This window comes from Mycolicibacter virginiensis, from assembly GCF_022374935.2.
Lineage (GTDB): Bacteria > Actinomycetota > Actinomycetes > Mycobacteriales > Mycobacteriaceae > Mycobacterium > Mycobacterium virginiense.
Genome location: NZ_CP092430.2, coordinates 4398616 through 4425177 on the forward strand (window position 1 = coordinate 4398616; position 26562 = coordinate 4425177).

The window sequence follows — 26562 nt, forward strand, 5'->3', positions numbered from 1 at the left end:
TTGTCCGACATTCGACGGATCGAACTCGACGTAACCGGAATGACCTGCCGCATGTGCTCGGCGCATATCGAGCTGAAACTGAACTCGATCAACGGAGTTCGGGCCTCGGTGGACTTCCCGACCGCGACAGCCACCATCGACGCCGACGCCACCGTGGCTGTCGCAGCATTATGCGGCGCCATAACGGATGCCGGTTACCACGGCGAGCTGCGATCGGAGCGAGCTCGCACCGCGGAGGATGTGCAGATCGCCGGCGGCACCATCGGGCGAATCGCGAGCCTGACTCGATTCCTATCGCGGGGCCGGCGCAAACCGGCGATGCACCAGATCTGAAAATCCGTTGCCGCCCTGCTAGCGGGGCTCAGCCCTGATAAACCCGCGGGTCCAGGGTGCCGATGTAGGGCAGGTCCCGGTAGCGCTCGGCGTAGTCCAGGCCGTAACCGACCACGAAGTCGTTCGGGATGTCGAAGCCCACGTAGGCGATGTCGACGCCGGCGCCCAGCGCGTCGGGTTTGCGCAGCAGGGTGCACACCCGAAGGGACCGGGGCCGGCGGGTGGCCAGATTGCGCAGCAGCCACGACAGGGTCAGTCCGGAGTCGACGACGTCCTCGACGATCAACACGTCGCGGTCGCTGATGTCACGGTCGAGGTCCTTGAGGATGCGCACCACCCCCGACGACGACGTCGACGAACCATAGGAGCTGACCGCCATGAACTCGAACTGCGTGGGCAGCGGAATCGCCCGGGCAAGATCGGTGACGAACAGCACCGCGCCCTTGAGCACGGTGATCAGCAGCAGGTCGCCGCTCTCGGCGCTGCCCTCGGCGTAGTCGGCGGCGATCCGCGCAGCGAGTTCGGCAGTGCGGGTCCGGATCTGCTCCTCGGTCAGCAACACCGATTTGATGTCACCCGCGTACAACTCGGGTTTTCCCCCCGGCAAGATCGCAGCCACCAGCACAGCGTGCCATGGCAGGAGTTCGACAACCAACTGCAGCGACGGAAACTCCCACCCCGTGGCTCAGACCGGCTCGCTGCGCAGCCGCAGCAGCCCGTCCCCGCGAACCGCGAACAGCCGCTGTCCCCGCAGGTCCGATCCGATCGCCACTCCCCCCTGGCCGCGCCAGGCCGTCACCAGCCGGTCCACCGCGCGGATCTGCAGATCGGTCAGGCCGCGTCCGCCTCCGTCGATCAGCCAGCGCCGGATCACCGCCAGCCGCACCGGGCCCGCCAAGGTCGCCAGCGCGGCAGCGTCCAACGCGGCGCCCGTGGTGGCGCCGGACAGCGCCTGCTCGGCCAAGCCATCGATGAGCTCGGTGTTCTCTCGCAGCGCGATCGCGGTGCGGGCCAGCGCTTCGGCCACCCCGCCGCCCAGCACATCTTCCAACAGCGGCAGCACTTCGGCCCGCAGCCGCACCCGGGTGAAGCGACCGTCGCTGTTGTGCGGGTCGAGCCACGGCGTCAGCCCCAGTTCGGTGCAGGCTTGTGCGGTCTGGGCGCGCCGCACCCCCAGCAGCGGCCGGCACCACGGTGGGTCGTATGGCCGCATCCCGGCCATCGACCGGGCGCCCGAACCGCGGCCCAGCCCGAGTAGCACTGTCTCGGCCTGATCGTCGAGGGTGTGTCCGAGCAGTACGGGATCCCGGCCGCGGGCTTCGGCCAGCGCGGCGTAACGGGCCGTCCGCGCCGCCGCCTCCGGACCTCCCGCGACCCCCACGGTCACCGGAATGACCTGCGCATCAACGCATCCCAGGTCGAGCGCCTGACGGTACGCAGTCTTGGCCACCTGGGCCGAACCGGCTTGCAGGCCATGGTCGACGATCAGCGCGGTGGTGGGCCGCATCGCGGCGGCGACGGCGGTCAGCGCCAACGAATCCGGTCCACCGGACAACGCGACCGCCCAGCGTCCCCTCTGCGGCAGAAACTGCTCGGCGAACGCCCCCAGCGCGGCGCGCAGCGCGGCTACAGCACCCGGTCGATCCACCGCTGGGGCTCTTCGATCTCGGCGGGCAGCGGCAGAGTCTGCGGACCCGACCACACCACGTTGAACCGGTCCATGCCGACGCGACCGACCACGGCGTCGACGAAGGCCTTGCCGCGGGTGTACTGGCTCATCTTGGCGTCGAGGCCAAGCAGCGCCCGCAACAGCCGCTGCAACGGCGGCTGGCTGCGCTGACGGCGTTCCTCGAAGCGGTTCCGAATGGTCGCCACCGATGGCACCGCCAGCGGCCCGACCGCGTCCATCACGTGGTCGGCGTGGCCTTCGAGCAGCGTGCCCAGCATCAGCAACTGGTCCAGCGCGGTGCGCTGCTCCTCGGACTGCACCGCCCGCACCAGGCCCAGGATCCCCGACGGTCCCGGCGACTCGTCGTCGTTCTGGCGGCCCCGCAGATAGTCGGCCAACCGGCCCACCACCTGGGTGAGGTCCGGGCTGCTGTCGCCGGTCAGTACCGCCAGCGCATCCGACATGTAGCCGGCCAGCCACGGGTTGACGCTGAACTGCACGCGGTGCGTCACCTCGTGCAGGCAGACCCACAGCCGGAAGTCGGCCGGCGTCACCTGCAGCTGGCGCTCGATGGCCACCACGTTGGGATAGACCAGCAGTAGCGCCCCACCACCCGCACAGAACGGGTCGTATTGCCCGAGGATGCCCGACGACACGAAGGCCAACACCGCACCGGCCTGCGCCCCGGTCAGCCGGCTGGTGAGGAAACCGGCGGGCCGCTCCGAGGCGCCCATCATCACCCGCATCGATTCGGCGGCCGCGGCGATCCACTGCCGCCGGTCGACCACGCGAGCGTCGGGGACCGGGCCGTCCTCGCCGAGACCGGTGACCTCTCGGACCAGCGGTTCTGCCGCGCGGGCACTGGCGTGCAATTCCTCGATGACCTGGCGGCGGGTGTAGTCGGTCATCGGCGGTGCGGGCCGTGCCAGCCAGCCACCGACCGTCGCGGCGAACTCGAAGTCCACCGCGCTGCCGACGTCGGATTCGCTCATCCGCATCCGCAGGTTCGCAGCACCGCGGCCAGCGCGTCGATCGCCGTGCGCCCGGTGGGACCGGCGTCGTTGGAGATGAACGCAAACGTCAGCACCCGCTGGTCGCGGTCGGTGACGATGCCGGCCAGCGCATTGGTGCGGGTCAGCGAGCCGGTCTTGGCCCGCAGCCAGCCGGCTGCGCCACGCCCGATCTTGGGGTTGAGAAACCGCTCGGACAGCGTGCCGCTGCCGCCGGCGACCGGCAGCATGTCCAGCAGCGGGCGCAGCTCGGGCAGGTCCGGCCCAGCGGCCGCCTGCACCACCGCATCGAGGGTCCGGGCCGACAGCCGGTCGTCGACCGACAACCCGCTGGAGTCCTGCAGGCTGGCTCCGCTGACCGCGATGTGGGCGGTGGCCAGCCGGTTGGTCACCGCGTCGACCGCTCCGGAAAACGAGCGGGGCCGGCCCATCGCCGCGGCCACCTCACGGGCGATGGATTCGGCCATCACGTTGTCCGAGGCGTTCATCATCTCGCCCAGACGGACCACCAGCGGCGCCGATCGGACCGCGCCCAGCTCGCGTCCGGTCACCGACGAGGACGCGATGCTCACGTTGTCGGGGTCGACGCCCAACTCCGCGGCCAGTGCCTTTCCGGCGTCCAGCGCCGGTGTCGTCGATCGCCGGGACTCGACGGTGGTCGGCTGGACGCGGCCGCCGTCGACCATCACCGCCTCGATCGGGGCGATGTCACCGCCTTCGATGTCCTCGGCGTCCCAGCCCTGGGCCATGGTCGGGCCGGTGAACGCCGACGTGTCGACCTGCACCTCGGTGACGCTCACCCCGCTACGGCGCACCTGCTCGGCCAGATCGCTGATGCGCGCGGCTTCGCGATACCAGGTGTCCTGACCGACCTCGGCCGTCGACAACGTGGGGTCGCCGCCACCCACCAACACCACCACCCCGGGCTGATCGCTCGCCGTCACCCGGGTGGTGACCCGGGCGCCCTGATCCAGCGCCAACAGGGCGGCCGCCGCGGTGAGCACCTTGTTGGTGGACGCCGGCTGCATAGGCAGGTCTTCCTGCTGGGTCCACAGCGCCTTGCCGGTGAGTGCATCGGTGATGCGGCCGGTGAGCCGGCCCAGGTTCGGGTCGGCCAACGCCTGGGCCATGGCTGCGGCAAGTGCACTGCCCACCGGCATCGGGGCGTCGTCGGAAACCGGAACCACCCCGGGTTTTGCGGTCGCCACCGGTGCTGGCGACACGACGCGCGCACCTGCGCCGGATTCGTCCGGAAGCACAACGACCGCCACGACCACCACGGCGGCGGCCAACGCCAGCACCGCAGCCGCGATACCCAGATGGGCGCTGCTGTGTCGCCACCGAGTGGGTTGCATGTCTCTCCTGCCTGTCAGGCGCAATTGTGCCGGACGGGCGGAGTCCGGGCGTGAATCCGGGCCGCTCTAGACTGACCCGGTGCAATTCGACGTGACCATCGAAATCCCCAAGGGCCAGCGCAACAAGTACGAGGTCGACCACGCCACCGGGCGGGTCAAGCTCGACCGCTACCTGTACACGCCGATGGGCTACCCCACCGACTACGGCTTCATCGAGGACACCCTCGGCGAGGACGGCGACCCGCTGGACGCGATGGTGCTGCTGCCGCAGTCGGTGTTCCCCGGCGTGCTGGTCGAGGCACGTCCGGTCGGGATGTTCCAGATGACCGACGAAGCCGGCGGCGACGCCAAGGTGCTGTGTGTGCCGGCCGGTGACCACCGGTGGGACCACATCCAGGACATCAGCGACGTGCCCGCCTACGAGCTGGATGCGATCAAGCACTTCTTCGTGCACTACAAGGACCTGGAGCCGGGCAAGTTCGTCAAGGCCGCCGACTGGGTTGACCGCGCCGAAGCCGAGGCCGAGATCACCCGGTCGATCGAGCGGTTCAAGACCTCCGGTCACTGACCCCCAACACGTCCAGCAGTAGCGTGAGCTGGACGTCGAACACCGTCCCCGGTGCCGACAAGGTGTCCTCGCCATACCCGCCGAACACCTCCAGGCTGACCGCGCCAACCAGAGCCGCCCACAGCAGGAAGCATTTGGCGATGACGGCATCGTCGCCGGGGAAGCCGAACTCGACGCGGAGTCGTTCGAAATCCGCCGACAGAGGTTGCGCTGCACCATTTTTCCCCGACGCGATATCGCCGGCCGCGATGCCCGCCGCGATCGCTTCGAAGAGCGCTCCAACAACCCGGGTGCCTGGAACCACGGTCTGTTCAGCCGGCGCGTGATAGCCGGGAACCGGGCTGCCGTACAGCAGCGCCCACCCGGCCGGATGGGTTAGCGCCCAGTCCCGCACCGCGTGGGCGATCGTCACGATGTCCTCGCGCCACGGCACCGACGGGGCCGATGCGCGGGCCCGGCCGACGGCATCGGCCAGGTCGTTGTAGGCGTCGACCAGCAGCAGGGTGATCAACTCGTCGCGGCTGCCCACGTACCGGTAGACCGCCGAGGACACCATGCCCACATCGCGAGCGACCGCTCGCAGCGACAGCCCGGCCGCCCCGTGGGTGTGCAGATGACGCCGTCCGACCTCGATGATCTGCGCCTCGATGCGTTCCCGCGATTCCTGCCGCTTTCCCACGGCACCAGTCTGACAGATATGAGAGCGCTGCTCTTGTTTTGGCCCCGCCAATATGTCACGATCAGCAAAACGAGAGCGCTGCTCTCGCTATCGTCAGCAAGGGGAAGCCCGTGGCCGCCGGATACGACCGACCCAACGCCGCCGCCCGATTCGCCAACACGGTGATCCGCAAGCTGGCCGAGTCGGGCATCAGCATTGCCGGCACCCGCGCGATCTCCGTGCGCGGCCGCAAGAGCGGCAAGCGCCGCGGTGTCGTGATCAATCTGCTGACCGTCGACGGGGTGGACTACCTGGTCTCGCCGCGCGGCAACACCGAGTGGGTTCGCAATGTGCGCGCCGCCGGCGAGATCGAGGTCGGGCCGCGGTGGCGGCCGCGCCCGGCTCAGGTCATCGAGGTGCCCGACGAAGATAAACCGGAGGTGCTACGCCGCTATCTGCAACGGTGGTACTGGCAGGTCAAGGGATACGTGATGGGGCTGACGCCGGATGCCAGCGACGACGAACTACGGGGCGCGGCGCCGTCATTCCCGGTCTTCTCACTGCGCTGAAGTAGCCCCGCGGGTCCGGTACAAGCTGGCCCCCGTCGTCAGCAGCAATACCCCCACCACGACCCCCAGACTGACCGGGGTCGGGATCTCCGGGACATTGAGCGGACGGCCGGAATTGATGAACCACACCTCGTTGGTGCGCAGGGCGTGCAACACCATCCGCACCCCGATGAAGCCCAGGATCACCGCCAGACCCTGGGACAGATAGACCAGCCGGCTCAGCAGCTTGCCGAGGATGAAGAACAACTGCCGCAATCCCATCAGGGCGAACACGTTGGCGGTGAACACCAGGTAGGGCTGGCGAGTCAGCCCGTAGATGGCCGGGATGGAGTCCATCGCGAACACCAGATCGGTGGTGCCCAACGCGAGCGCGACCAGAAACATCGGGGTGACGGCCCACGCCCCGGCGTTGTCCCGGACGAAGAACCGCACGCCGGCCCAGCGATCAGTGGCGTTGAAATGGGTGCGCGCAAACCTCACCACGGCGTTGTTGCCGCCCTCGCCCTCACCTTCCCCGGTGGGGTCGGAATGACGCAGCAGTTTGATCGCGGTGTAGGCCATGAACGCACCGAACACGTAGAATGTCCAGGACAATCGCTGCACGGCGACGCCGCCGAGCGCGATGAACACCGCCCGAAACGACAGCGCCAGAATGATGCCGACGAACAGCGCCTCCTGACGGTACTTCTTGGGCACGTTGAAGCTGTTCATGATGATCACGAACACGAACAGGTTGTCCACCGACAGGCTGTACTCGGTCAACCAGCCCGCGTAGAACTGCATGCCGTATTTCGCGCCGTGAAAATGCCACACCCAGACGCCGAACGCCACCGCCAGCCCGATGTAGCACGACAGCCGGATCGCGACTTCGCGCATCGACGGCTCGTGTACGCGGCGGGCCACCAGGAACAGATCGAAACCGAGCACCGCGCCCAGGCCTGCGAATGTCACCAGCCATTCCAACAGCGACGGGTCCAACGGGGGGCCTCCGGTCGTCGAGTCAGTTCAGCGGGCTGACCGACCGTACCCTGCGACCCGCTTAGTATTTTCGCCGTGGTGACCGATGTCGGTGGTACCGGATCCCCCGGGTTCCCGCGTGGGGTGGCCACGGGCCCCGTCGCCCGAGCCAGTATGGCGCGGGTCGGCACCGCAACCCTGCTCAGCGCCCTCTGCGGCTACGCGGTGCTATACCTGGCGGCACGCGATCTGGATCCGGCAGGTTTCTCGGTGTTCGGCGTTTTCTGGGGCGCGTTCGGCCTGGTCAACGGCGCCGCCAACGGGCTGCTGCAGGAGACCACCCGGGAAGTCCGGTTTGCCGGAGACTCGGCCCGCAAGCGCCCCTCCACGCCACACACCCGCCCGCTACGGGTTGCCGGGCTGACCGGGCTGGTGGCGGCCGGCGTGGTTGCTGCCAGCTCGCCGCTGTGGAGCGGCCACGTGTTCGTCGAGGCACGCTGGCTGTCGGTGGGCCTGCTGTGCTTCGGGCTGGCCAACTTCGCGGTGCACGCCACGCTGCTCGGCATGTTGGCCGGCGCCAACCGCTGGACGCAGTACGGCGCGCTGATGGTGACCGATGCGGGCATCCGGGTGGCGGTGGCCACCGCGACGTTCGTCATCGGCTGGGGCCTGCTCGGGTTCTTGTGGGCCACCGTGGCCGGCGCGCTGGCTTGGCTGCTGCTGCTGGCCGCCTCACCCACCGCCCGCTCCGCTGCGCGACTGCTGACTCCGGTGAGCACGGCGGGATTCCTGCGCGGTGCGGCGCATTCGATCACCGCAGCCGGAGCCAGCGCGGTCCTGGTGATGGGTTTTCCGGTGCTGCTGCAGGCCACCTACGGCGAATTGGGCGCCGCGGGCGGCGTGGTGATCCTGGCGGTCACGGTGACCCGGGCACCGCTGCTGGTGCCGCTGACCGCCATGCAGGGCAACCTGATCGCGCACTTCGTCGACCAGCGGGGCCGCCGACTGCGGGCGCTACGCACCCCGGCGGCGGCCGTCGCCGCACTGGGCGCGCTGGGCGCCGTGGCCGCGGGTCTGCTCGGGCCCTGGCTGCTGCGCACGGTGTTCGGCGCGGATTACCGTGCCGACGGGCTACTGCTGGCCGGGCTGACGACGGCAGCCACCGCAATCGCGCTGCTGACGCTGACCGGGGCGGCGACGGTGGCCGCGGCACTGCACCGCGCCTACGCGCTGGGCTGGGTGGGCGCCACGGTGGCCTCGACCTTGCTCCTGCTGCTGCCGCTGGACCTGCCGACCAGAACCGTGGTGGCCCTGCTGTGCGGTCCCCTGGTGGGAATCGCCGTGCATCTGGCCGCGTTGCGCACCGATTCGTAAGCCGGGCAGGCGTGTATTTTCTAAACCATCGATACCCGCTACCCCGATGTCTGGATCATCGTCCCGGCGTTCAACGAGGCGACCGTCATCGGTGACGTGATCGCCGGGATCCGTTCGGTTTTCGACTACGTGGTCTGCGTGGACGACGGAAGCACTGACGACACCGCCGTCACGGCGCGGCGCGCGGGCGCCTACGTGGTGCGCCATCCGGTCAACCTCGGTCAGGGTGCGGCCATTCAGACCGGCGTCGAGTTCGCCCGCCGCCAGCCCGGCGCACGACTGTTCGCCACCTTCGACGCCGACGGCCAGCACCGGGTGGCCGACCTGAGGCGCATGATCGACCATCTCGACACCGCCGACCTCGACATCGTGATCGGCACCCGGTTCGCCGCACCCAAAGCGGCCGCGACGGTGCCGCCGCTCAAACGGGCGGTGCTGCGGACCGCGGTATGGATCAACCCGCGAATTCGCCGACTTGGGCTCTCCGACGCCCACAACGGCCTGCGGGTGTTCAACCGCCGAGTGGCCGATTGCCTCGACCTCACCATGAACGGGATGAGCCACGCCGGGGAGTTCATTGCCCTGATTGCCGAGAACCGCTGGCGGGTGGGCGAAGAGCCGGTCGAGGTGCTCTACACCGACTACTCGAAGTCGAAGGGGCAGCCGCTGCTCAACGGCGTCAACATCCTGTTCGACGGGCTGCTGCGCAAGAGGATGTCGCGATGAACTGGATCAAGGTTCTGCTCATCGCAGCGGTGCTGATGCTGCTGATCTACCTGTTGCTGTCGCGTCGGTCCGCCCAGTCGCGGGCGTGGGTGAAGGTCGGCTACCTGGTGTTCGTGGTGGCCGGTATCTATGCGGTGCTGCGCCCCGACGACACCACCGTGTTGGCCAACTGGCTCGGGGTGCGCCGCGGCACCGATCTGATGCTGTACGTGCTGATCATGGTTTTCGCGTTCACCACGCTGAGCACCTATATGCGATTCCGCGATCTGGAGCTGCGCTATGCCCGGCTGGCGAGGGCGATAGCGCTTACCCAAGCCCAACCGCCCGAAACCGGCGGATTAGCGAAGCTGGAACCGCCTAAAACCGGCGGTTTAGCGAGGCTCGACGCAGGAGAGGCGAAGCTGGAACCGCCTAAAACACAGTAATTCGGCAACAGTTGTCCCAGCGGTAACAGCGGGTTTGCCGATCGTCCGATTCCAGCCCTCACCGTTGCAGGTATGCGGGGTAGCGACATCCTGGCAGAACCTCTGGCCGACGTGACAGGGGCACTCCTGACAGTGCCGGTGGTCGAGCTGTACGCAGTGCTCTGGCGCGCCGGACTGCTGGAGGTGCGACTTCGCGCACCCAAGCGACCACTGCCGCAGGTGACAGTGCTTCAGCCGGCGTAACGGGACGGCCTCAGCGCACCAGCTCCAGCTTCGCCGACGACTTCTTCGCGGCGGCCTTTCTGGCCGGCGCCTTCTTGGCCGGGGTCTCCTTGGCCGCCGCGGTCTGCTTGGCCGCGGCCTTCGTCACCGGGGCTTTCTTGGCCGGAGCCTTCTTCACCGGGGCCTTCTTGACCGGCGCCTTCTTGGCGGCGGCCTTCTTGGCAACTGGAGCCTTCTTCTCCGGAACCGCCGGAACCGCCGACAGCGCCTTGATGGGGGCCTCGAGCTCCTGGGTGGGAGCGGCGATCTCCTTGGCCTCCTTGGCGGGCGCCGCGAAGCGGCTCGCCACGGCCACCGCGGCGGTGGCCGCCGCGGCCGTGCCGAGGCCCTGCGCCCAGCCGATCGGGCCGACCGGCGTGCAACCCAACAACTGGCTGACCCCGGGCGTGGAGACTATCGCCGCGAACAGCGCGAACGATCCGGCCGCGGTAGCCAGCACCATCGGCGCCCGCGAATCCACCACGGTCTGACCGAGTTCGGTGGTCACCAGCGAGATCAGCGCCACCGTTGCCGCCCGCTGCGGCAGACCCGTTGCGGAGGCCATCGCCCAGGCTGCGGTGCCCGCCGCGGCGGTGACTCCGCCGCGGAACGCCACCGCGCGCCACAGTTTGCGCTCGTCGAGTCCAGGCACCGCGTCACCGATCGGGCCGGCCGGCGTGCTCACCGCCACGGCGGTGGCCGGCAGCGCGTCGGTCAGGGTGTTCATCAACAGCAGCTGCCGGGTGTTCAGCGGTGAATTCCCGGTGATTGCCGTGCCGATGACGGAGAACATCACTTCGCCGGCGTTGCCGCCCAGCAATCCGGAGATGGCCAGTTGCACACCGCGCCACAGTCGCCGACCCTCGTCGATCGCGTCGACCAGGGCACCGATCTTGCCGTCGGTCAGCACCACGTCGGCCGTGGCGTGTGCCGAGTCGCTGCCGTGTGCCACCACACCCAGCCCCACCGTGGCGGCCCGGATCGCGGCGGCGTCGTTGGCGCCGTCGCCCACCATCGCCGATACCCGGCCAGCACGCTCCAGAGTCTGGACGATCTGCACCTTGTTCTCCGGCGACATCCGGGCGAAGATCACCCGCTCGCAGACCACACGCTCTTGTTCCTTGCGGTTCAAGGCATTCCACTCCGAGCCGGTGATGACCTGCTCGGGGGCGACGGTCACGCCCATCTCGGCGGCGATCGCGGTGGCCGTGATCGGGTGATCACCGGTGATCATTCGGATGTCGACGCCGCGGGCGGCCAGATCGGCGAGCAGCTGCGGAGCGTCGGCCCGGGGGGTGTCGGCCAGGCCGAGGAACCCGAGCAGCGTCAGCCCGGATGCGCTGACCTCCACGAGACGTTCGGAATCGTCCTGGACGGCCTGCACCTGGGCGGCGGTCAGCTTGCCGTGGGCGACCGCGATCACCCGCAGACCCTGGGCGGCCATCGCGGCCACCTGCTGCTCGACCTTGGCGTCGGCGTTCTTGCAGGCCCCCAACACCACTTCCGGCGCGCCCTTGACCAGCAGCTCCGATCCCAGCACCGACGCCGAGAAGGCCCGGCCGGAACGGAACGGCAGGTGAGCGTCGGGCTCGATCCACGGCCGGGCGCCGGCGGCGGCCGCCGCGCCCTCGACGATGGCCTGGTCGGTGGCGTGCGCGTGGGCCGCACCGTCGGGAGCCGGCGCCGCCTGCGCGGCCGTGCCGAGTACGTCGTCGTCGGAATATCCCGCAAGCGGTCGCACCGTGGCGACCCGCAGCCGGTTCTCCGAAAGCGTTCCGGTCTTGTCGAAGCAGACCACGTCGACCCGGCCGAGCGCCTCCACCGACCGCGGGATGCGCACCAGCGCACCGGTTTTGGTCAACCGCTGTGACGACGCGTGCTGGGCCAAGGTGGCCATCAGCGGCATGCCCTCCGGGACGGCGGCGATCGCGACCGCGATCGCGTTGCCCAGTGCGACCCGCAGCCCGCCCTGGCGCAGCAGGCCGAGCGCGCCGACCGCTACGCCGCCGGCGGCGCTGTAGGGGAAGGTCCGGTACATCAGCTGGGACAGGTGGTGCTGCAGGCCGACTTCGGGCAGCTCGCCGGCGGCCAGTTCGGAGGCCCGGCGGGCCTGAGTGTCGGCGCCCACGGCGGTCACCATCGCCAGCGCCTTGCCGGCGATCACCGTGGTGCCCGCGTACAGCATGGAGCTGCGCTCGGCCAGTTCGGCGCCGGGAGTCGGGTCCAGCTGTTTGCCGACCGACAGCGATTCGCCGGTCAGCGCGGATTCATCGACTTCGACGTCGGACACCTCGATCGTCCGGGCGTCGGCGGGCACCACCTCGTTGCTGCGCACCTCGATGAGGTCACCCGGCAGCAGTTGCTCGGCGGGGATCTCGTGGTAGGACGGGGTGCCGTCAGCACCCACCAGCACAACCCGGGCCGGCGGGGCCTGCTGGGCCAGCAGGGTGTTCAGCCGGCTCTCGGCCCGCAACCGCTGATAGGCGGCCAGCATGGCGTTGCCGGTGAGCACCGTGCCCACCATCACGGCGTCGATCGGCGAGCCCAGCATGGCGGTCGCCGCCGAGCACAGCGCCAAGATCGGCGTCATCGGGTCGGACAACTCTTCACGCACGGCGTGGAAGTACGGCCAGAACATGCCCTGCGTCTCCGCGTCGACCGGCGCGCGTTCGGCCAGCGGCGTCACCGCGTCCGGCGACAGCAGCTCGCGCGCCTGCTCGACCGTCATAGCGTGCCACTCGTAGGCCGGTGCCGGCTTCGGTGCGTGCGCCCGCAGGACCCGGCGCGCCAGCAGATACCCCGAGAGCATTCCGGCGCCCGCACCGACGGTCACCGGGCCCGGGCCGCGGCTCGGGCCGGCCCCGACACCGGGGATGGTCGCCCGAACCCCGCGGACCAAAAGCAGCCCGGCGATGGACGACGCCCCGATCGAGATCGCGACCCCACGCTCGGTGGCCGTGCGGGCGGCCGGCAGTGCGCGCAGCACCTGCCAGGCCCCGGCCAGGTCGGCCAGCAGCAGGTCGGCATAAAAAGGCGGCGGGGTGTCGGGGTGCTCGCTCGTCGGCATGACGCCCAGCGCCAGATCCGCCGACGCCAGCGCCTGCGCCGCCCCGGTCGACAACACCGCAACGGTGCGGCCGGTCTGCTGCAGGTCGGCCACGGCTGCGGCCAGCGCGCCGTCGAGATCTTCACCGGAGACCGGCCGGATGTCGTCGAAGCCGGGACGCAGCTCGCCGAGGATCTCGGTGTCCACCGTGACCAGCTCCGCGCCGGAGGCACGCCCTTCGAGCACCACCGCCGAGGCCAGCGCGTGGTGCGCGGGCAGGATCAGCGCCTCCACCGACTCCGTGCGGGTCGAGCCGCGGGCCGTCATCCCGGGAACCCGGTGCCAGCCCGGGCGCAGTCCGGGCTTATCGAGCAGGCTCTGCGCGCTGTGCCACGCCTTCGGCAGCTCATGCTCGCTCGCACCGCGAATCTGCACCACCCGGCGTTGTTCACCGATCAGCGCCCGCGGGTCGATGACGACGGTGTCGATCTTGTCGAGGCGGCGCAGGCTGTCCGGACGCAGCGGCAGCACGCCGTGCGCGTCGGCCAGACCCTGACCCAGGGTCGCAGCGAACGATTCGCAACTGGTGCGCACCGCTTTCGGCGAGGTGGCCAGGATCGCGCTCGAGGTCATGTCCAGGTTGCGGGTCAGTGCACCCACCGCCCCGGCCGCGACCACCTGCGCCACCGCGGTGCGCTTCAGGTAGCGCTCGGCCAAACCGTCCGGCCGCGGGACAGGCCGGGCGGCGGGGTGCACGTCCGGGTGCTCGGCGTACCGGGCCAGCTCCGGCTCGTAGCGATTCCAGGCCAGCGCCCCGGCGCGGGTCTCGGAGGCTTTGAGGCCCTCCACCATCAGATCCACCGCCAAGATCGCCGGGGACATGGTGATGACGTGCGACCCGAGCGAGACCAGGGAAAGCACCCTGTCGGTCTTGGCCGGGCCGATCCGGCTCGCCAGCGCGTTGCGGACCAGCGGCTGGTAGCGGGCCACCGACGCCGCGGCGTCGAAGACCTTGGGCGCGGCCGGCCAGCGCATCGCACTGCCCACGGTTGCGATCGCCAGCCCTACCGCGTTGGCCCCCACCATGGCGCCCTTGGTGGCCAGCAGCAGTCCATCGCCGGGCAACGCCGCGGTCTCGGTCAATTCGGCATTCTTCGCTTCCTTTTCCAGGGCTTCCACCGTGGCGCACAGATCAGCCAGCGAAACGTGGTCGCCGATCTCGACGACCACGCGCGACAACGGGCGGTTCAGCCGCACCGAGGTGACGCCGGGCTCGGCCCGCAGGGCTTCGGAAACCTCGGCACCGATGTCCACACCGTCGGAGTCGTCGAGCCCGTGCACTTCGATCCAGGCCCGCCCGGCGCCGCGCCAGCTGCGTCGGCTGGTCAGATCGGAACGCTCACCGGCCAGGATCTTGGCGCCTTCGCGCAGTGGGATGGCGGCGAGATCCAGGCTGGCCGATGCGACGGCGCCGACGGCGTCCAGCCCGAAACGGCCGATTGCGAAAACATCCATGGATTGCCTCCAGCGTTATTGCAGCGCTGGAGGTCTCTTCCGCCGGGTGGCCGGCCCACAGCCCCGGTCACCCGATGACGGGCGACGTGATGACGACACTGCGAATTGGGGAATACTCCCCTCCGACCGGCCAGTATGCCACAAAGTTCAGATGGTCTTCATCTGCCGGAAGTATGCGACGGTGCGTGTCACCCCGTCGGCCAGCGCGACCTGTGGACGCCAGCCCAGCACGTCCGCGGCCCGCGAGATGTCCAGGCAGGACCGCTTCAGGTCACCGAGGCGCGGCGGGTGGAACTCCGGGTCATCAGACGCACCGACGGCGGCGGCAACCGCGGTATGCAGCTGCCTATCGGAGGTTTCCACCCCGGTGCCGACGTTGAAGCGTTGCCCGTTGCCCTGCTCACCCGACGCCCGCACGAAGGCGTCCACCACGTCATCGACGAACACGTAGTCACGGGTGTTCGATCCGTCGCCGAACACCTTGGTGGGCCTGCCCTCCAGCAGCGCCTGGGCGAAGATCGCCACCACCCCGGCCTCGCCGTGCGGGTCCTGGCGAGGTCCGTAGACGTTGGCCGGCGCGATGTGGGAGCACTGCAGCCCGTAGAGGTGGCCGAAGGTGTTGAGGTAGATCTCACCGGCCACCTTCCCGGCGGCATACGGCGAAGCGGGATCAGTGGGGACGTCTTCGCCGGTTGGGTAACGCTTCGGGGTGCCGTAGATCGACCCGCCCGAGGAGGTGTGCACGATCTTGCGCACCCCCGACGTCCGCGCGGCCTCGGCCAGCCGGATCGTCCCGACGACATTGACCGAGGCGTCGAAGACCGGGTCGGCCACCGAGTGGCGTACATCGATCTGAGCGGCCAGGTGAAAGACCACCTCAGGCTGGTGCTGCGCCAGGATCGCCTGCAGGTCCGCCGAGACGATGTCGGCCTCGACGAAGGTGAAGCCGGCGTCGCCGGCCAGATGCTCGATGTTGACCGCGCGGCCGGTGGCGAAATTGTCCAGCCCGACTACCTGGTGCCCGTCCGCCCGCAGGCGGTCGACCAACGTCGATCCGATGAACCCGGCTGCTCCGGTGACCAGTGCTCGCACCGGCCCACCATACCGACAGGTAAGAAAGACCCATGCGCACCCGGACTGCCGCCCTGCCGTGGGTCTGCTGGGCGGCGCTGGCGCTGATCGCCGCGCAGCTGGTGGTCCGGGCGGTGGTGGCATTCGGGGGCTACTTCTACTGGGACGACCTGATCCTGATCGGCCGCGCCGGCACCCACCCGCTGTTGTCGCCGGCGTACCTGTTCGACGACCACGACGGTCATGTGATGCCGGGCGCCTACCTGGTGGCCGGGGCGCTGGCCAAGCTGTGGCCGCTGCAGTGGGCCGCGCCGGCGATCAGCCTGGTGGTGCTGCAGCTGCTGTCGTCATGCGCGTTGCTGCGCGTGCTGTGGGTGATTCTGGGCTGGCGGCCGGTGCTGCTGGTACCACTGACTTTCGCGTTGTGGACTCCGCTGGGCCTGCCGGCCTTCGCATGGTGGGCGGCGGCACTGAACTCGCTACCGCTGTGCGCCGCATTGTCCTGGGTATGCGCCGACGCGATCCTGTTGGCGCGCACCGGGAATCGACGCTACGCGTGCACCGCCACCCTGGCCTACCTGGGCGGGCTGGTGTTCTTCGAGAAGTCCGCGGTGATCCCGTTCGTCGCGTTCACGGTGGCGGCACTGCTGGGCTATGTCTCCGGTAAGCCGCTGGCCGGCGCGGTCGTCGGGGCGTGGCGGGCCGGCGCCCGGATGTGGACGGCGATGCTGGCGGTGACCGCCGGGTGGATCGGGGTCTACCTGGCGGTGGTGAATCAGAAGCGGTGGAGTTTCGACCTCGACATGACCCGCGACCTGCTGCTGCGCTCGATCACCCACGGCATCGTCCCGAGCCTCGCCGGTGGCCCGTGGACCTGGGCCCGCTGGGCGCCGGCCTCGCCGTGGGCGCTGCCGGGACCAGTGGTGATGACGCTGGGGTGGCTGGTGCTGGCCGGGCTGTTGGCGGTGTCGCTGGCGCGCAAACACCGCCTGGTGCCGGTATGGCTTGCCGCGGCCGGGTACGCGGCGGCCTGCCAGGTACCGATCTATCTGATGCGCTCCTCGGCGTTCACCGCGCTGGAGTTGGCTCAAACCCTGCGCTACCTGGCCGATCTCGTCGTGGTGCTGGCGATCCTGGGCGCGGTCGGGTTGTGCGCCCCGAACCGCGCCTCGTCACGGCGGCTGGACGCCTCACCGCTGCGCACCGTTGCGGTGACAGGCCTGGCGGTGACGTTCACCGCGAGCAGCCTGTATTCGACGGCGACGTTCTTGTCCTGCTGGCGGGACGATCCGGCTCGGGCGTACCTGCAGAATGCCCGCCACGGTCTGGCCGCGGCACATGCCGCCTCCGATGCGCCGATGCTGGACCAAGAGGTCGACCCGCTGGTGCTGCAACGGGTCGTCTACCCGGAGAACTTGGCCAGCCACATGTTCGCCCTGCTTCGCGACCGACCCGAGTTCGCCTCGGCGACGACGCAGTTGCGGATGCTGACCAACGCCGGGACGGTGGCCGACGCCCAGGTGACGTGGGTCCGCTCGCTGGTTCCCGGGCCGGTGCCCCACTGCGGCTACCTGATCCAGCCGGACCGGCCGGCGACCCTGCCGCTGGACGGCCCGCTGCTGCCCGCGGACTGGACCGCCGAGATCAACTACCTGGCCAACGTCGACGGTGCGATGACACTGTCGCTGTCGGACGGCCCCGATGTGCGCGTGCGGGTCCGACCGGGCCTCAACCGTGTCTTCGTGCGACTGCCCGGCGCCGGATACAACATGTCCGCGCGTGCCGACACCGCAGCGCTGTCGGTGTGCGTCGCGGTCGGCCCGATCGGTTACCTCGCGCCAAAGTAGGGACGGCAGGTTGGGTTGATGGATGAGCTTCGCCGGCAGCTGGGCGTGTTCGACGCGGTGACGATCGGGCTGGGTTCGATGCTCGGTGCCGGCATCTTCGTGGCGTTGGCGCCGGCGGCCGCAGCCGCCGGTGCGGCGATGCTGATCGGGCTGGTCGTGGCGGCGGTGATCGCCTACTGCAACGCGATTTCCTCGGCGCGGCTTGCGGCACGGTATCCGGCCTCCGGCGGTACCTACGTATACGGGCGTGAGCGGCTGAGCCCGTTCTTTGGCTATCTGGCCGGCTGGGGATTCATCGTCGGCAAGACCGCATCGTGCGCCGCCATGGCACTGACGGTGGGTTTCTATGCGTGGCCCGAGCACGCGCACGCGATCGCGGTGGCGGCGGTGCTGGGGCTGACCGCCGTCAACGTGCTGGGCGTGCAGAAATCGGCGTGGCTGACCCGGGTGATTGTGGCGGTGGTGCTGGCGGTGCTGGCAGCGGTTGTGGTGACCGCACTAGGCACCCGCGGTATCGCGGCCTTTGGACTCGACCACTCGTCTGTGTCGGTGCCGGGGGTGCTGCAGGCAGCCGGCCTGCTGTTCTTCGCGTTCGCCGGCTATGCCCGCATCGCCACGCTGGGCGAGGAGGTACGGGATCCGGCCCGCACCATTCCGCGCGCGATCCCGATCGCCTTGGCCATCACTTTCGTGGTGTATGCGCTGGTGGCCATGACGACACTGAATGTTCTTGGCCCAGAAGGTCTTGCCGGCGCATCGGCGCCCCTGGTAGAGGTGGTGACGGTCGCCGGGGCGGCCAAGCTGACCGTGGTGGTCCAGATCGCAGCGGTAGTCGCCGCGACGGGGTCCTTGCTGGCCCTGATTCTGGGGGTGTCGCGTACTACCCTGGCCATGGCCCGTGACCGGTATCTGCCCGGGTTCTTGACCGCGGTGCATCCCCGGTTCGGGGTGCCGCACCGCGCCGAAATCGCGGTCGGGCTGGTGGTTGCCGGGCTGGCCGCCACCACCGATATCCGTGACGCCATCGGGTTTTCCTCGTTCGCGGTCCTGGTGTACTACGCCGTGGCCAACGCCGCGGCCTGGACCTTGTCTGCCGCCGAGGGCCGTCCCCCGCGCCTGATCCCGATCATCGGCCTGGTGGGCTGCGTCGTCGTCGCGTTCGCCTTGCCCGTCACCTCGGTCCTGGCCGGACTGGTGGTGTTCGGTGTGGGTATCGCCGCTTACGGCGCGCACCGTCGGTGGGGCTACAACGCGCCGGCGTGACGGCGCCGCGCTGCACTCCCCGACCGTGCTGGGTACGTTCTACAGTCGTGCCCTCACTGCAAGTCCCCGCGCAATATCTGCGCGGCTCGTCGGCGCCGCAGCCCCGCACCCTGATCGACATTCTGCTCCAGACCGCTGCGCGCTACCCCGATGCTCCGGCCATCGACGACGGCCATGTGGTGTTGACCTACGCGGAGCTGATCGAGGACATCGCCGACAGTGTCGCGTGGCTGGCCGCGCGCGGTCTGGGTCGCGGTGATCGCATCGGCATTCGGATGCCGTCGGGCAATTACGCGCTGTACGTGGCGATCCTGTCCACGCTGGCCACCGGTGCGGCCTACGTGCCGGTGGATGCCGACGACCCGCCCGAGCGCGCCGAGCTGGTGTTCAACGAAGCCCAAGTTGCGGCGGTGATCACCGAACAGGGGTTGACCCGCGGCCCCGGCGCGTCCCGCGGCTGGCGGGCCACGGCGCCGCAGACCAGCGACGACGCCTGGATCATCTTCACCTCGGGGTCCACCGGCACCCCGAAAGGCGTGGCAATCACGCACCGCAACGCGGCGGCCTTCGTCGACGCCGAAGCCCAGCTGTTCTTGCAGGACAACCCGATCGGGCCCGGCGATCGGGTGCTGGCGGGGCTGTCGGTCGCGTTCGACGCGTCCTGCGAGGAGATGTGGCTGGCGTGGCGTTACGGTGCCTGTCTGGTGCCGGCACCGCGGTCGCTGGTACGCAGCGGCATGGACCTGGGTCCATGGCTGGTCTCGCGCGACGTGACCGTGGTGTCCACCGTGCCCACCCTGGCGGCACTGTGGCCGGCCGAGGCGCTGGAGGCGGTGCGGCTGCTGATCTTCGGCGGGGAAGCCTGCCCGCCGGAGCTGGTGGCCCGGCTGGCGGTGGACGGCCGCGAGGTGTGGAACACCTACGGCCCCACCGAGACCACCGTGGTGGCCTGCGCTGCGCAACTCGACGGCACCGGCCCGGTTCAGATCGGATTGCCGCTGCTGGGCTGGGATCTGGCCGTGCTCAGCCCCGATGGGGCGCCGGTGGCCCCCGGCGAGGTCGGCGAGCTGGTGATCGGCGGTGTCGGGCTGGGCCGCTACCTGGACCCCGACCGCGACGCCGAGAAGTACGCGCCGCTGCCCGAGCTGGATTGGGCGCGGGCCTACCGCAGCGGCGACCTGGTGCGGCTGGATGCCGACGGGCTGGTGTTCTGCGGCCGGGCCGATGACCAGGTCAAGGTCGGCGGCCGGCGCATCGAATTGGGCGAGGTGGACAGCGCCCTGGTGACACTGCCCGGCGTCAGCGGCGGTGCGGCGGCGGTGCGGACCAGTGCTGCCGGGACACCACTGTTGGTCGGTTACCTGGTCAGCACCGACCCGGACTTCGATCTAGGGGCCGCTCGCGCCGAGCTGGGCCGGCAACTGCCCGCCGCGCTGGTGCCCCGACTGGTGCTGGTCGACGAACTCCCCACCCGCACGTCGGGCAAGGTGGACCGCGATGCGTTGCCGTGGCCGGTCGGGCCGGAGTCCGGCGGCGCGGGCCTGGCCGGCGGAGTCCTCGGGGACGACCCGGACAGCACCCTGGGCTGGCTGGCCGGGTTGTGGCGCGACGTGCTGGGTGCCGCGGTGGACGACGAGCAGGCCGACTTCTTCGCCCTCGGCGGCGGATCGCTGCAAGCCGCACAGCTGGTCGCCGCGGTACGGCAGCGTTACCCGCAGACCACCGTCGCCCAGCTCTACGACCGTCCGCGGCTCGGCTCGTTGGCCGGGTTTCTCGACGACACGGGCCGCAGTGATCCCGGAGCCGAGGCCGCGTCCCGCGCGGTCGCGCCCACGCCGTGGCAGACCCAGGCCGCACAGGTGTTGCTGTCGGTTCCGCTGGCCACGCTGACCGGACTGCAGTGGGTGACGTGGCTGGCGCTGATCAATAACGTGGTGTCGGCGGTGCACCCGGTGGGCTGGCTGGTGCGGCTCGACTGGTGGTGGGTGATCGCCGCCTTCCTGTTGTTCGTGACCCCGCTGGGCCGGATGGGCATCGCCGCGCTGGGGGCGCGCGCATTACTTTCCAACCTTCAGCCGGGCACGTATCGGCGCGGCGGCCCCGAGCACCTGCGGGTCTGGATCGCCGAACGGCTCGCCACCGCCAGCGGCGCCGAGAACCTCTCCGGCGCACCGTGGCTGGTGTATTACGCCCGGGCACTGGGTAACAAGATCGGCGAGGGCGTCGATCTGCACTCCGCCCCGCCGGTAACCGGGATGTTGACCCTGGGCCACCGGTGTTCCATCGAACCGGAGGTGGATCTGACCGGGCACTGGATCGACGGCGATGCGTTTCACGTCGGTCCCGTGACGGTAGGTAACGACGCCACCATCGGTGCCCGCACCACCCTGCTGCCCGGCGCTGCGGTCGGCAAGGACGCCGACGTCGCCCCGGGGTCCGGGGTAGTCGGCGAGGTGAAGAAGGGCCAGTACTGGACCGGCTCGCCGGCGGTGAAATCCGGTAAGGCGCACCACCCCTGGCCGGATCACCGGCCACCGCCGCGCCCGATGTGGGCTGCGGTGTACGGGTTGACGTCGCTGCTGCTCGCCGGCCTGCCGCTGCTGGCGCTGGGCGCCGGACTGGCGGTGCTGGGCTGGGCCGTTCGGGACTGCGCCACGCTGACCGAGGCGATTCGGCCGGCGGCGCTGGCCACCCCGCTGGCCGCGCTGGTCGCGATGTTCAGCTACGCCGCCCTGACCGTGATCGGGGTGCGGCTGTTGTCGATCGGGCTGCGCGACGGCTACCACCCGGTGCGCAGCCGGGTGGGTTGGCAGTTGTGGGCCACCGAACGTCTGATGGACGACGCGCGCGACTATCTTTTTCCGGTGTACGCCAGCCTGATCACGCCGTGGTGGCTGCGATTGTTGGGCGCCAAGGTGGGCTCCGGCACCGAGATCTCCACGGCGCTGGTCATCCCGAAGTTCACCACGATCGCCGACGGCGCGTTTCTCGCCGACGACACCATGGTGGCCTCCTATGAATTGGGCGGCGGCTGGATCCACGTCGCACCGGCCACCATCGGCAAGCGGGCATTCCTGGGCAATTCCGGGATCACCCAGCCGGGCAGGCGGGTCCCCGACAACTCCTTGGTGGCAGTGCTGTCAACGGCACCGCACAAGGCCAAGACGGGCTCGTCGTGGCTGGGCAGCCCACCGGTGCGACTGCGGCGTAAAGCCGCCGACCTCGACGCCGAGCGAACGTTCGAACCGCCGCTGCGGTTGAAGGTGATGCGCGCCGTCATGGAGACATTCCGGCTGATCCCGGTCATCGTCACGTTTGCGATCGGAGCCGCGGTTTTGGGCGCGTTGCAGTGGGGGGCAACAACGTTCGGCTACGGCTGGACCGCGCTGGGCAGCGGCGTGACGTTGCTGGCCGCGGGTGCGGTGGCCGGCGGCAGCGCGGTGGTGGCGAAATGGCTGACCGTGGGCCGGATCCGGGCGTCACAGCGCCCGCTGTGGTCGTCGTTCGTGTGGCGCAACGAGGTCTCGGACGCTTTCGTCGAAACGGTTGCCGCCCCGTGGTTCGCCCGCGCCGCAACCGGCACCCCGGTGATGAGCCTGTGGTTGCGGGCGCTCGGCGCCACTATCGGCCGCGGCGTGTGGTGCGAGACGTACTGGCTACCCGAAGCCGACCTGGTGACGCTGGGTGCCGGCGCGACGGTGAACCGCGGCTGCGTGGTGCAAACCCACCTGTTTCACGACCGGATCATGCAGATGGACACGGTCACATTGGATGCAGGCGCCACGCTGGGGCCCAACTGTGTGGCGTTGCCCGCGGCCCGACTGGGCGCCGGTGCCACCGTCGGGCCGGCCTCGCTGGTGATGCGCGGCGACGAAGTACCGGCGGCGACGCGCTGGCAGGGCAATCCGATCGCGCCGTGGCTGGTATCGGGCAAGAAGCGTGGGTCTTCGGCTGCCGCGCGTCAGGAGCCCGCGGCATGAGCAAACCCGCGAAGATTCCCGCCAAGACAGCCAAGGCCCCAGCACCTGTTCTCGACCCCTATCTGCCCGACAGCGGCAACAGTGGTTACCGGGTCTCGCGCTACGAACTCGACCTGGAGTACAAGGTCAGCAGTAACCGGCTCTCGGGCACCGCGACCATCACGGCGGTCGCGCTGACTGCACTGCGCGAGGTCACCCTCGACCTCGCCGACACGATGTCGGTGGCCAAGGTCTGGATCAACGGTCGCCCACCCGCGCGGTTCGCCACCTCCGCGGCCAAGCTGCGAATCACCCTGGCCGCCACGGTGCCGCCCGGTGCGGCGCTGGTGATCGTGGTCCGATACTCGGGATCACCGCGCCCCAGCGAAACACTGTGGGGCGAAGTAGGTTTCGAAGAGCTGTCCGACGGAGCGCTGGTCTCCGGCCAGCCCAACGGCGCACCGTCGTGGTTCCCCTGTGACGATCACCCCTACACCAAGGCCAGCTACCGAATCCAGATCAGCACCGACAGCCCGTACTACGCGGTGGCCAACGGCGAACTGATATCGCGGCGCGCCCGGGCCACCCGCACCACCTGGACTTACGAGCAGCCCGAGCCGACCCCGACCTATCTGGTCACCCTGCAGATCGGCCGGTACGTGGCCCGCCGGCTGCCCGGTTCGGCGGTGGCAATCCGTGCGGTGCTGCCGGCCCGCCTGCAGACCGAGTTCGAGCAGGATTTCGCAGCGCAGGCACAGATGATGGAGCTGTTCGTGCGGCTGTTCGGGCCCTACCCGCTGGCGGCCGGCTACACCGTGCTGGTGACCGACGACAACCTGGAGATCCCCCTTGAAGCACAGGGGATTTCAATCTTCGGCGCCAACCACTGCGACGGCACCGGGGGATCCAACCGACTGATCGCCCACGAACTGGCCCACCAGTGGTTCGGCAACAGCGTCACCCTGCGGCGCTGGAGCGATATCTGGCTGCATGAGGGGTTCGCCTGCTACGCCGAATGGCTGTGGTCGGAGCATTCCGGCGGGCCGAGCGCCGACCAACTGGCGCGGCGCTACCACCGCCAACTGGAGGGCCTGCCGCAGGATCTGCTGTTGGCCGATCCCGGGCCGGCCGACATGTTCGACGACCGGGTGTACAAGCGCGGGGCGATCACCCTGCATCTGCTGCGCGGCCGGCTGGGCGACGATGCCTTCTTCGCCCTGCTGCGCGACTGGACGTCGCGCTACCGCCACGGCAACGCCGGCACCGAAGACTTCACCGCACTGGCCGCCGGATACGCGGGCGAACCGCTGCAATCGTTGTGGCAGGCCTGGCTGTATTCCACGGCAGTCCCCCCGCTGGCAGCGCCCCGTTAACCAAACCGGGTCGGTAGATATGTGTTTCGTATGAGTCATCACTGCCGAGTTGCCCGGTCGTAGCGGCCGAAAATAGCGTCAAATATCGGCGATCGAGGAGTAGCCGATGAATTTCGCAGCGCTGCCACCGGAAGTCAACTCTGGCCTGATGTACGCCGGAGCCGGTTCAGGCCCCATCCGCGCCGCCGCCACCGCCTGGAAAACCATGGCAGCCGAACTCGAATCAGCAGCCAACAACTACCGAACCATCATCGCCGAGCTCACCGACCAAACCTGGCAAGGCCCCTCGGCAACAGCCATGGCCGCCGCCGCCACCCCCTACGCCGCCTGGATGAGCACCACCGCCACCAAAGCCAGCCACGCCGGCACCCAAGCCGCAGCCGCCGCCACCGCCTACGAAACCGCCTACGCCATGACCGTGCCCCCAGCTGTCATCGCCGCCAACCGCGCCCAACTGGCCACCCTGATCGCCACCAACTTCCTCGGCACCAACACCACCGCCATCGCCGCCACCGAAGCCCACTACAGCGAAATGTGGGCCCAAGACGCCACCGCCATGCACACCTACGCCACCAACGCCGCAGCAGCCACCCAACTGCCCACCTTCACCGCACCCGCCGACACCACCTCGGACGGGTCATACGACGGCGCCGGCGAGGAAGGACTGCTACTCAACATCCTGGTCGCGCTGCTGGAGGTGGACAGCATCGCGCCCTTCGAAGGCGGCGGTGCGGGACTGGAATTCGGCGGCCTGGCCATCGAAACGGCCAGCCTGGCGCCCTTCGCAGGCCTGGGCTTCACCGGCGATTTCGGTGCCGTCGGCCCCCTGGGCCTGCTCGGTGACGCGCTGCCCGCCGGCGGTGTGTTCGGTGTTGCCCCGGCCGCAGTGGCGCCGGTGCCCTCCGCGGGCCTGGTCAGCACGGGCCGCGCCGCAATGCCCTGGGCCGGTGTGGGCAAGGCGATACCGGTGGGCGGCATGTCGGCCCCGCGGGCCTGGGCGGCGGCCGCGCCCGCGGCACTGCGCGAAATCACCTTGCTCTCAGCCCAATCCAGCGCCATGTCAGCGGCAGCAGCCGGCACTGAACTCCCGTTGGCTGAGATGGCGCTGGCCGGCGCGGCGGGACGGGCCTTGACCAGATCGGCCGGCACCGTCGGCGCCGCACACCGGTCCGCCTCGGTGACGGCGCCCAAACAGGCGGATCCGGACCCATCGGAGGAGCCCGAGGACACCGTGACGGGTGTGGAGGTTCTGGCCGAACTGCGCGGGCTTACCGAACTGCGCGAATCGGGAGTCCTCACCGACCAGGAATTCCATCGGCAACGCGAACGCGTCATCGACATGTTCGTCGACTGGGCGGAGGCCGGCCAGTGAATTTCGCAGCGCTGCCACCTGAAGTCAACTCTGGCCTGATGTACGCCGGAGCCGGTTCAGGCCCCACCCGCGCCGCCGCCACCGCCTGGAAAACCATGGCAGCCGAACTCGAATCAGCAGCCAACAACTACCGAACCATCATCGCCGAACTCACCGACCAAACCTGGCAAGGCCCCTCGGCAACAGCCATGGCCGCCGCCGCCACCCCCTACGCCGCCTGGATGAGCACCACCGCCACCAAAGCCAGCCACGCCGGCACCCAAGCCGCAGCCGCCGCCACCGCCTACGAAACCGCCTACGCCATGACCGTGCCCCCAGCCGTCATCGCCGCCAACCGCACCCAACTGGCCACCCTGATCGCCACCAACTTCCTCGGCACCAACACCACCGCCATCGCCACCACCGAAGCCCACTACAGCGAAATGTGGGCCCAAGACGCCACCGCCATGCACACCTACGCCACCAACGCCGCAGCAGCCACCCAACTGCCCACCTTCACCGCACCGCAGCCCAATACCGCTGCTGGAACCGGCACGGTGTCTACCGGTCTGCTGTTCGATATCGTCAGCGCGGTTTTCGAGGTGGGCAGCGTCGGGCCCTTCGGGGCGATCGGCCTGGGCGGCGCGTTCGGCGGCCTGGCGATGACGCTGGGAGAACTCGCCCTTCCCGAGGGGGCCGAACTGGGGGCGCTGGGTCTGATCGGGGAAACCACGCCCGCCCTGGGCGGTTTCGTCCCGACCGCCAGCCTGGCGGGAACCGGCACGGCGTGGGCCAGTGTCGGCAAGGCGATACCGGTGGGCGCCATGTCGGTACCGCGGGCCTGGGCGGCGGCCGTTCCCTCCGCACTGCGCGACGTCACCGGAGTATCAGCTCCATCCGGTAGCGCCTCCGCCACAGCGGGCCCGATGGCGACCGCGGCCAAGCTCCCGTATTCCCAGATGGCGCTGGCCGGCGCGGCCGGGGGCGCCTTGACTCACCCGGCGGGCAACGAACGCCGTTCTCCACCGGCCACCCAACGCGTTTTCACCGCACCGCCCAAGCGGGCCGCAGCTCCCGAAGATCCGGATGCCTCGGTAAAGGTCGACAAAGCCGACAAGTCGAAAGCCATCGGTGTTGTCGCCGAACTACGCGCTCTGGTCGAATTGCGGGATTCAGGCATTCTGACGCCGGAGAAATTCGCCCAGCGGAAGCAACGTCTGCTCGGCGAATGA

19 protein-coding genes and 2 pseudogenes are annotated in these 26562 nt (G+C 69.6%); 13 read left to right on the forward strand and 8 right to left on the reverse strand.

All coding sequences use genetic code 11. The annotated features are described in order from the left end of the window. Positions 1 to 333, forward strand: coding sequence for a heavy-metal-associated domain-containing protein (locus MJO54_RS21270; protein WP_133164974.1), 333 nt, complete (start codon positions 1 to 3; stop codon positions 331 to 333). Positions 334 to 361: 28 nt separating this feature from the next. Here MJO54_RS21270 and hpt read toward each other — a convergent pair whose 3' ends face one another. From hpt to dacB, 4 genes are read right to left on the reverse strand one after another with little or no spacing between them, the layout of a single operon-like run. Further along, positions 362 to 988, reverse strand: coding sequence for a hypoxanthine phosphoribosyltransferase (gene hpt / locus MJO54_RS21275; protein ID WP_396876556.1), 627 nt, complete (start codon positions 986 to 988; stop codon positions 362 to 364). Between the two features lie 30 nt (positions 989 to 1018). After that, a complete protein-coding gene (gene tilS, locus MJO54_RS21280) occupies positions 1019 to 1981 on the reverse strand; it encodes a tRNA lysidine(34) synthetase TilS (protein ID WP_046284379.1) in 963 nt (320 codons plus the stop codon). Then, entirely contained in the window at positions 1960 to 2994 is a 1035-nt protein-coding gene (locus tag MJO54_RS21285; protein WP_082108243.1) for an Rv3626c family coenzyme F420 biosynthesis-associated protein, read from the reverse strand. Before MJO54_RS21285 ends, tilS begins: the two co-directional genes overlap by 22 nt. Then, positions 2991 to 4367 (reverse strand): D-alanyl-D-alanine carboxypeptidase/D-alanyl-D-alanine endopeptidase, encoded by a 1377-nt coding sequence (dacB, locus tag MJO54_RS21290; RefSeq protein ID WP_046284377.1) that lies wholly within the window; start codon positions 4365 to 4367, stop codon positions 2991 to 2993. The genes MJO54_RS21285 and dacB overlap by 4 nt, the downstream gene beginning before the upstream one ends. 79 nt (positions 4368 to 4446) lie before the next feature. On the opposite strand from dacB, the gene MJO54_RS21295 reads away from it, so the two are divergent. Then, positions 4447 to 4935: an inorganic diphosphatase gene (locus MJO54_RS21295; RefSeq protein WP_024441707.1), complete on the forward strand. Its 489-nt coding sequence runs from the start codon at positions 4447 to 4449 to the stop codon at positions 4933 to 4935. On the opposite strand, the gene MJO54_RS21300 is transcribed toward MJO54_RS21295, so the two are convergent. After that, complete coding sequence (locus MJO54_RS21300) at positions 4916 to 5614, reverse strand: TetR/AcrR family transcriptional regulator (protein ID WP_204368926.1); 699 nt, start codon at positions 5612 to 5614, stop codon at positions 4916 to 4918. The genes MJO54_RS21295 and MJO54_RS21300 overlap by 20 nt on opposite strands. A gap of 110 nt (positions 5615 to 5724) precedes the next feature. Between MJO54_RS21300 and MJO54_RS21305 the strand changes: the two genes are divergently transcribed. Further along, on the forward strand, positions 5725 to 6162 hold the full coding sequence (locus MJO54_RS21305) for a nitroreductase/quinone reductase family protein (RefSeq protein WP_046284376.1): 438 nt from the start codon (positions 5725 to 5727) through the stop codon (positions 6160 to 6162). Here the strand turns inward: MJO54_RS21305 and MJO54_RS21310 are convergent. Beyond that, on the reverse strand, positions 6151 to 7140 hold the full coding sequence (locus MJO54_RS21310) for a TerC/Alx family metal homeostasis membrane protein (protein WP_046284375.1): 990 nt from the start codon (positions 7138 to 7140) through the stop codon (positions 6151 to 6153). The genes MJO54_RS21305 and MJO54_RS21310 overlap by 12 nt on opposite strands. A gap of 78 nt (positions 7141 to 7218) precedes the next feature. On the opposite strand from MJO54_RS21310, the gene MJO54_RS21315 reads away from it, so the two are divergent. The 4 genes and pseudogenes from MJO54_RS21315 to MJO54_RS21330 all read left to right on the forward strand — a co-directional run bounded on the left by MJO54_RS21315 (position 7219) and on the right by MJO54_RS21330 (position 9887). After that, positions 7219 to 8493, forward strand: a complete 1275-nt coding sequence (locus tag MJO54_RS21315) for an MATE family efflux transporter (RefSeq protein WP_174549755.1) — start codon at positions 7219 to 7221, stop codon at positions 8491 to 8493. Between the two features lie 27 nt (positions 8494 to 8520). Next, positions 8521 to 9219 carry a polyprenyl-phospho-N-acetylgalactosaminyl synthase PpgS gene (ppgS, locus tag MJO54_RS21320; RefSeq protein ID WP_064888671.1) on the forward strand — a complete coding sequence of 233 codons (699 nt, stop codon included), beginning with the start codon at positions 8521 to 8523 and terminating at the stop codon, positions 9217 to 9219. Further along, a pseudogene (locus MJO54_RS21325) lies at positions 9216 to 9548 on the forward strand (DUF2304 domain-containing protein); the annotation flags it as partial. The gene ppgS and the pseudogene MJO54_RS21325, both read left to right, overlap by 4 nt. Positions 9549 to 9716: 168 nt before the next feature. Further along, entirely contained in the window at positions 9717 to 9887 is a 171-nt protein-coding gene (locus tag MJO54_RS21330; protein ID WP_165797910.1) for an Rv1535 domain-containing protein, read from the forward strand. A 10-nt stretch (positions 9888 to 9897) separates the two neighbouring features. Here MJO54_RS21330 and MJO54_RS21335 read toward each other — a convergent pair whose 3' ends face one another. Both MJO54_RS21335 and MJO54_RS21340 read right to left on the reverse strand, forming a co-directional pair. After that, the gene (locus tag MJO54_RS21335; protein WP_105295261.1) at positions 9898 to 14466 is read right to left on the reverse strand and encodes a cation-translocating P-type ATPase; all 4569 of its coding nucleotides are present in this window, start codon (positions 14464 to 14466) and stop codon (positions 9898 to 9900) included. A gap of 147 nt (positions 14467 to 14613) precedes the next feature. Then, positions 14614 to 15558 carry an NAD-dependent epimerase/dehydratase family protein gene (locus MJO54_RS21340; protein WP_064888668.1) on the reverse strand — a complete coding sequence of 315 codons (945 nt, stop codon included), beginning with the start codon at positions 15556 to 15558 and terminating at the stop codon, positions 14614 to 14616. Between MJO54_RS21340 and MJO54_RS21345 the strand changes: the two are divergent. The 6 genes and pseudogenes from MJO54_RS21345 (at position 15524) to MJO54_RS21370 (ending at position 26562) form a co-directional block, all read left to right on the forward strand. Further along, positions 15524 to 17384, forward strand: a pseudogene (locus MJO54_RS21345) (hypothetical protein). The gene MJO54_RS21340 and the pseudogene MJO54_RS21345 overlap by 35 nt on opposite strands. Positions 17385 to 17402: 18 nt before the next feature. Further along, positions 17403 to 18647: an APC family permease gene (locus tag MJO54_RS21350; protein WP_064888687.1), complete on the forward strand. Its 1245-nt coding sequence runs from the start codon at positions 17403 to 17405 to the stop codon at positions 18645 to 18647. After that, positions 18623 to 22627, forward strand: a complete 4005-nt coding sequence (locus MJO54_RS21355; RefSeq protein WP_205843435.1) for a Pls/PosA family non-ribosomal peptide synthetase — start codon at positions 18623 to 18625, stop codon at positions 22625 to 22627. The genes MJO54_RS21350 and MJO54_RS21355 overlap by 25 nt, the downstream gene beginning before the upstream one ends. Then, positions 22624 to 23979, forward strand: a complete 1356-nt coding sequence (locus MJO54_RS21360) for a M1 family metallopeptidase (RefSeq protein ID WP_046284368.1) — start codon at positions 22624 to 22626, stop codon at positions 23977 to 23979. The genes MJO54_RS21355 and MJO54_RS21360 overlap by 4 nt, the downstream gene beginning before the upstream one ends. A gap of 106 nt (positions 23980 to 24085) precedes the next feature. Continuing rightward, positions 24086 to 25351 carry a PPE family protein gene (locus MJO54_RS21365; RefSeq protein WP_240175425.1) on the forward strand — a complete coding sequence of 422 codons (1266 nt, stop codon included), beginning with the start codon at positions 24086 to 24088 and terminating at the stop codon, positions 25349 to 25351. Further along, entirely contained in the window at positions 25348 to 26562 is a 1215-nt protein-coding gene (locus tag MJO54_RS21370) for a PPE domain-containing protein (RefSeq protein WP_240175426.1), read from the forward strand. The genes MJO54_RS21365 and MJO54_RS21370 overlap by 4 nt, the downstream gene beginning before the upstream one ends.

Bases quoted from the DNA above. Each gene is read 5' to 3' on its own strand.
- MJO54_RS21285 (WP_082108243.1), bottom strand. From the start codon at position 2,994: ATGAGCGAATCCGACGTCGGCAGCGCGGTGGACTTCGAGTTCGCCGCG.
- dacB (WP_046284377.1), bottom strand. From the start codon at position 4,367: ATGCAACCCACTCGGTGGCGACACAGCAGCGCCCATCTGGGTATCGCG.
- MJO54_RS21330 (WP_165797910.1), top strand. From the start codon at position 9,717: ATGCGGGGTAGCGACATCCTGGCAGAACCTCTGGCCGACGTGACAGGG.
- MJO54_RS21335 (WP_105295261.1), bottom strand. From the start codon at position 14,466: ATGGATGTTTTCGCAATCGGCCGTTTCGGGCTGGACGCCGTCGGCGCC.
- MJO54_RS21350 (WP_064888687.1), top strand. From the start codon at position 17,403: ATGGATGAGCTTCGCCGGCAGCTGGGCGTGTTCGACGCGGTGACGATC.
- MJO54_RS21360 (WP_046284368.1), top strand. From the start codon at position 22,624: ATGAGCAAACCCGCGAAGATTCCCGCCAAGACAGCCAAGGCCCCAGCA.
- MJO54_RS21365 (WP_240175425.1), top strand. From the start codon at position 24,086: ATGAATTTCGCAGCGCTGCCACCGGAAGTCAACTCTGGCCTGATGTAC.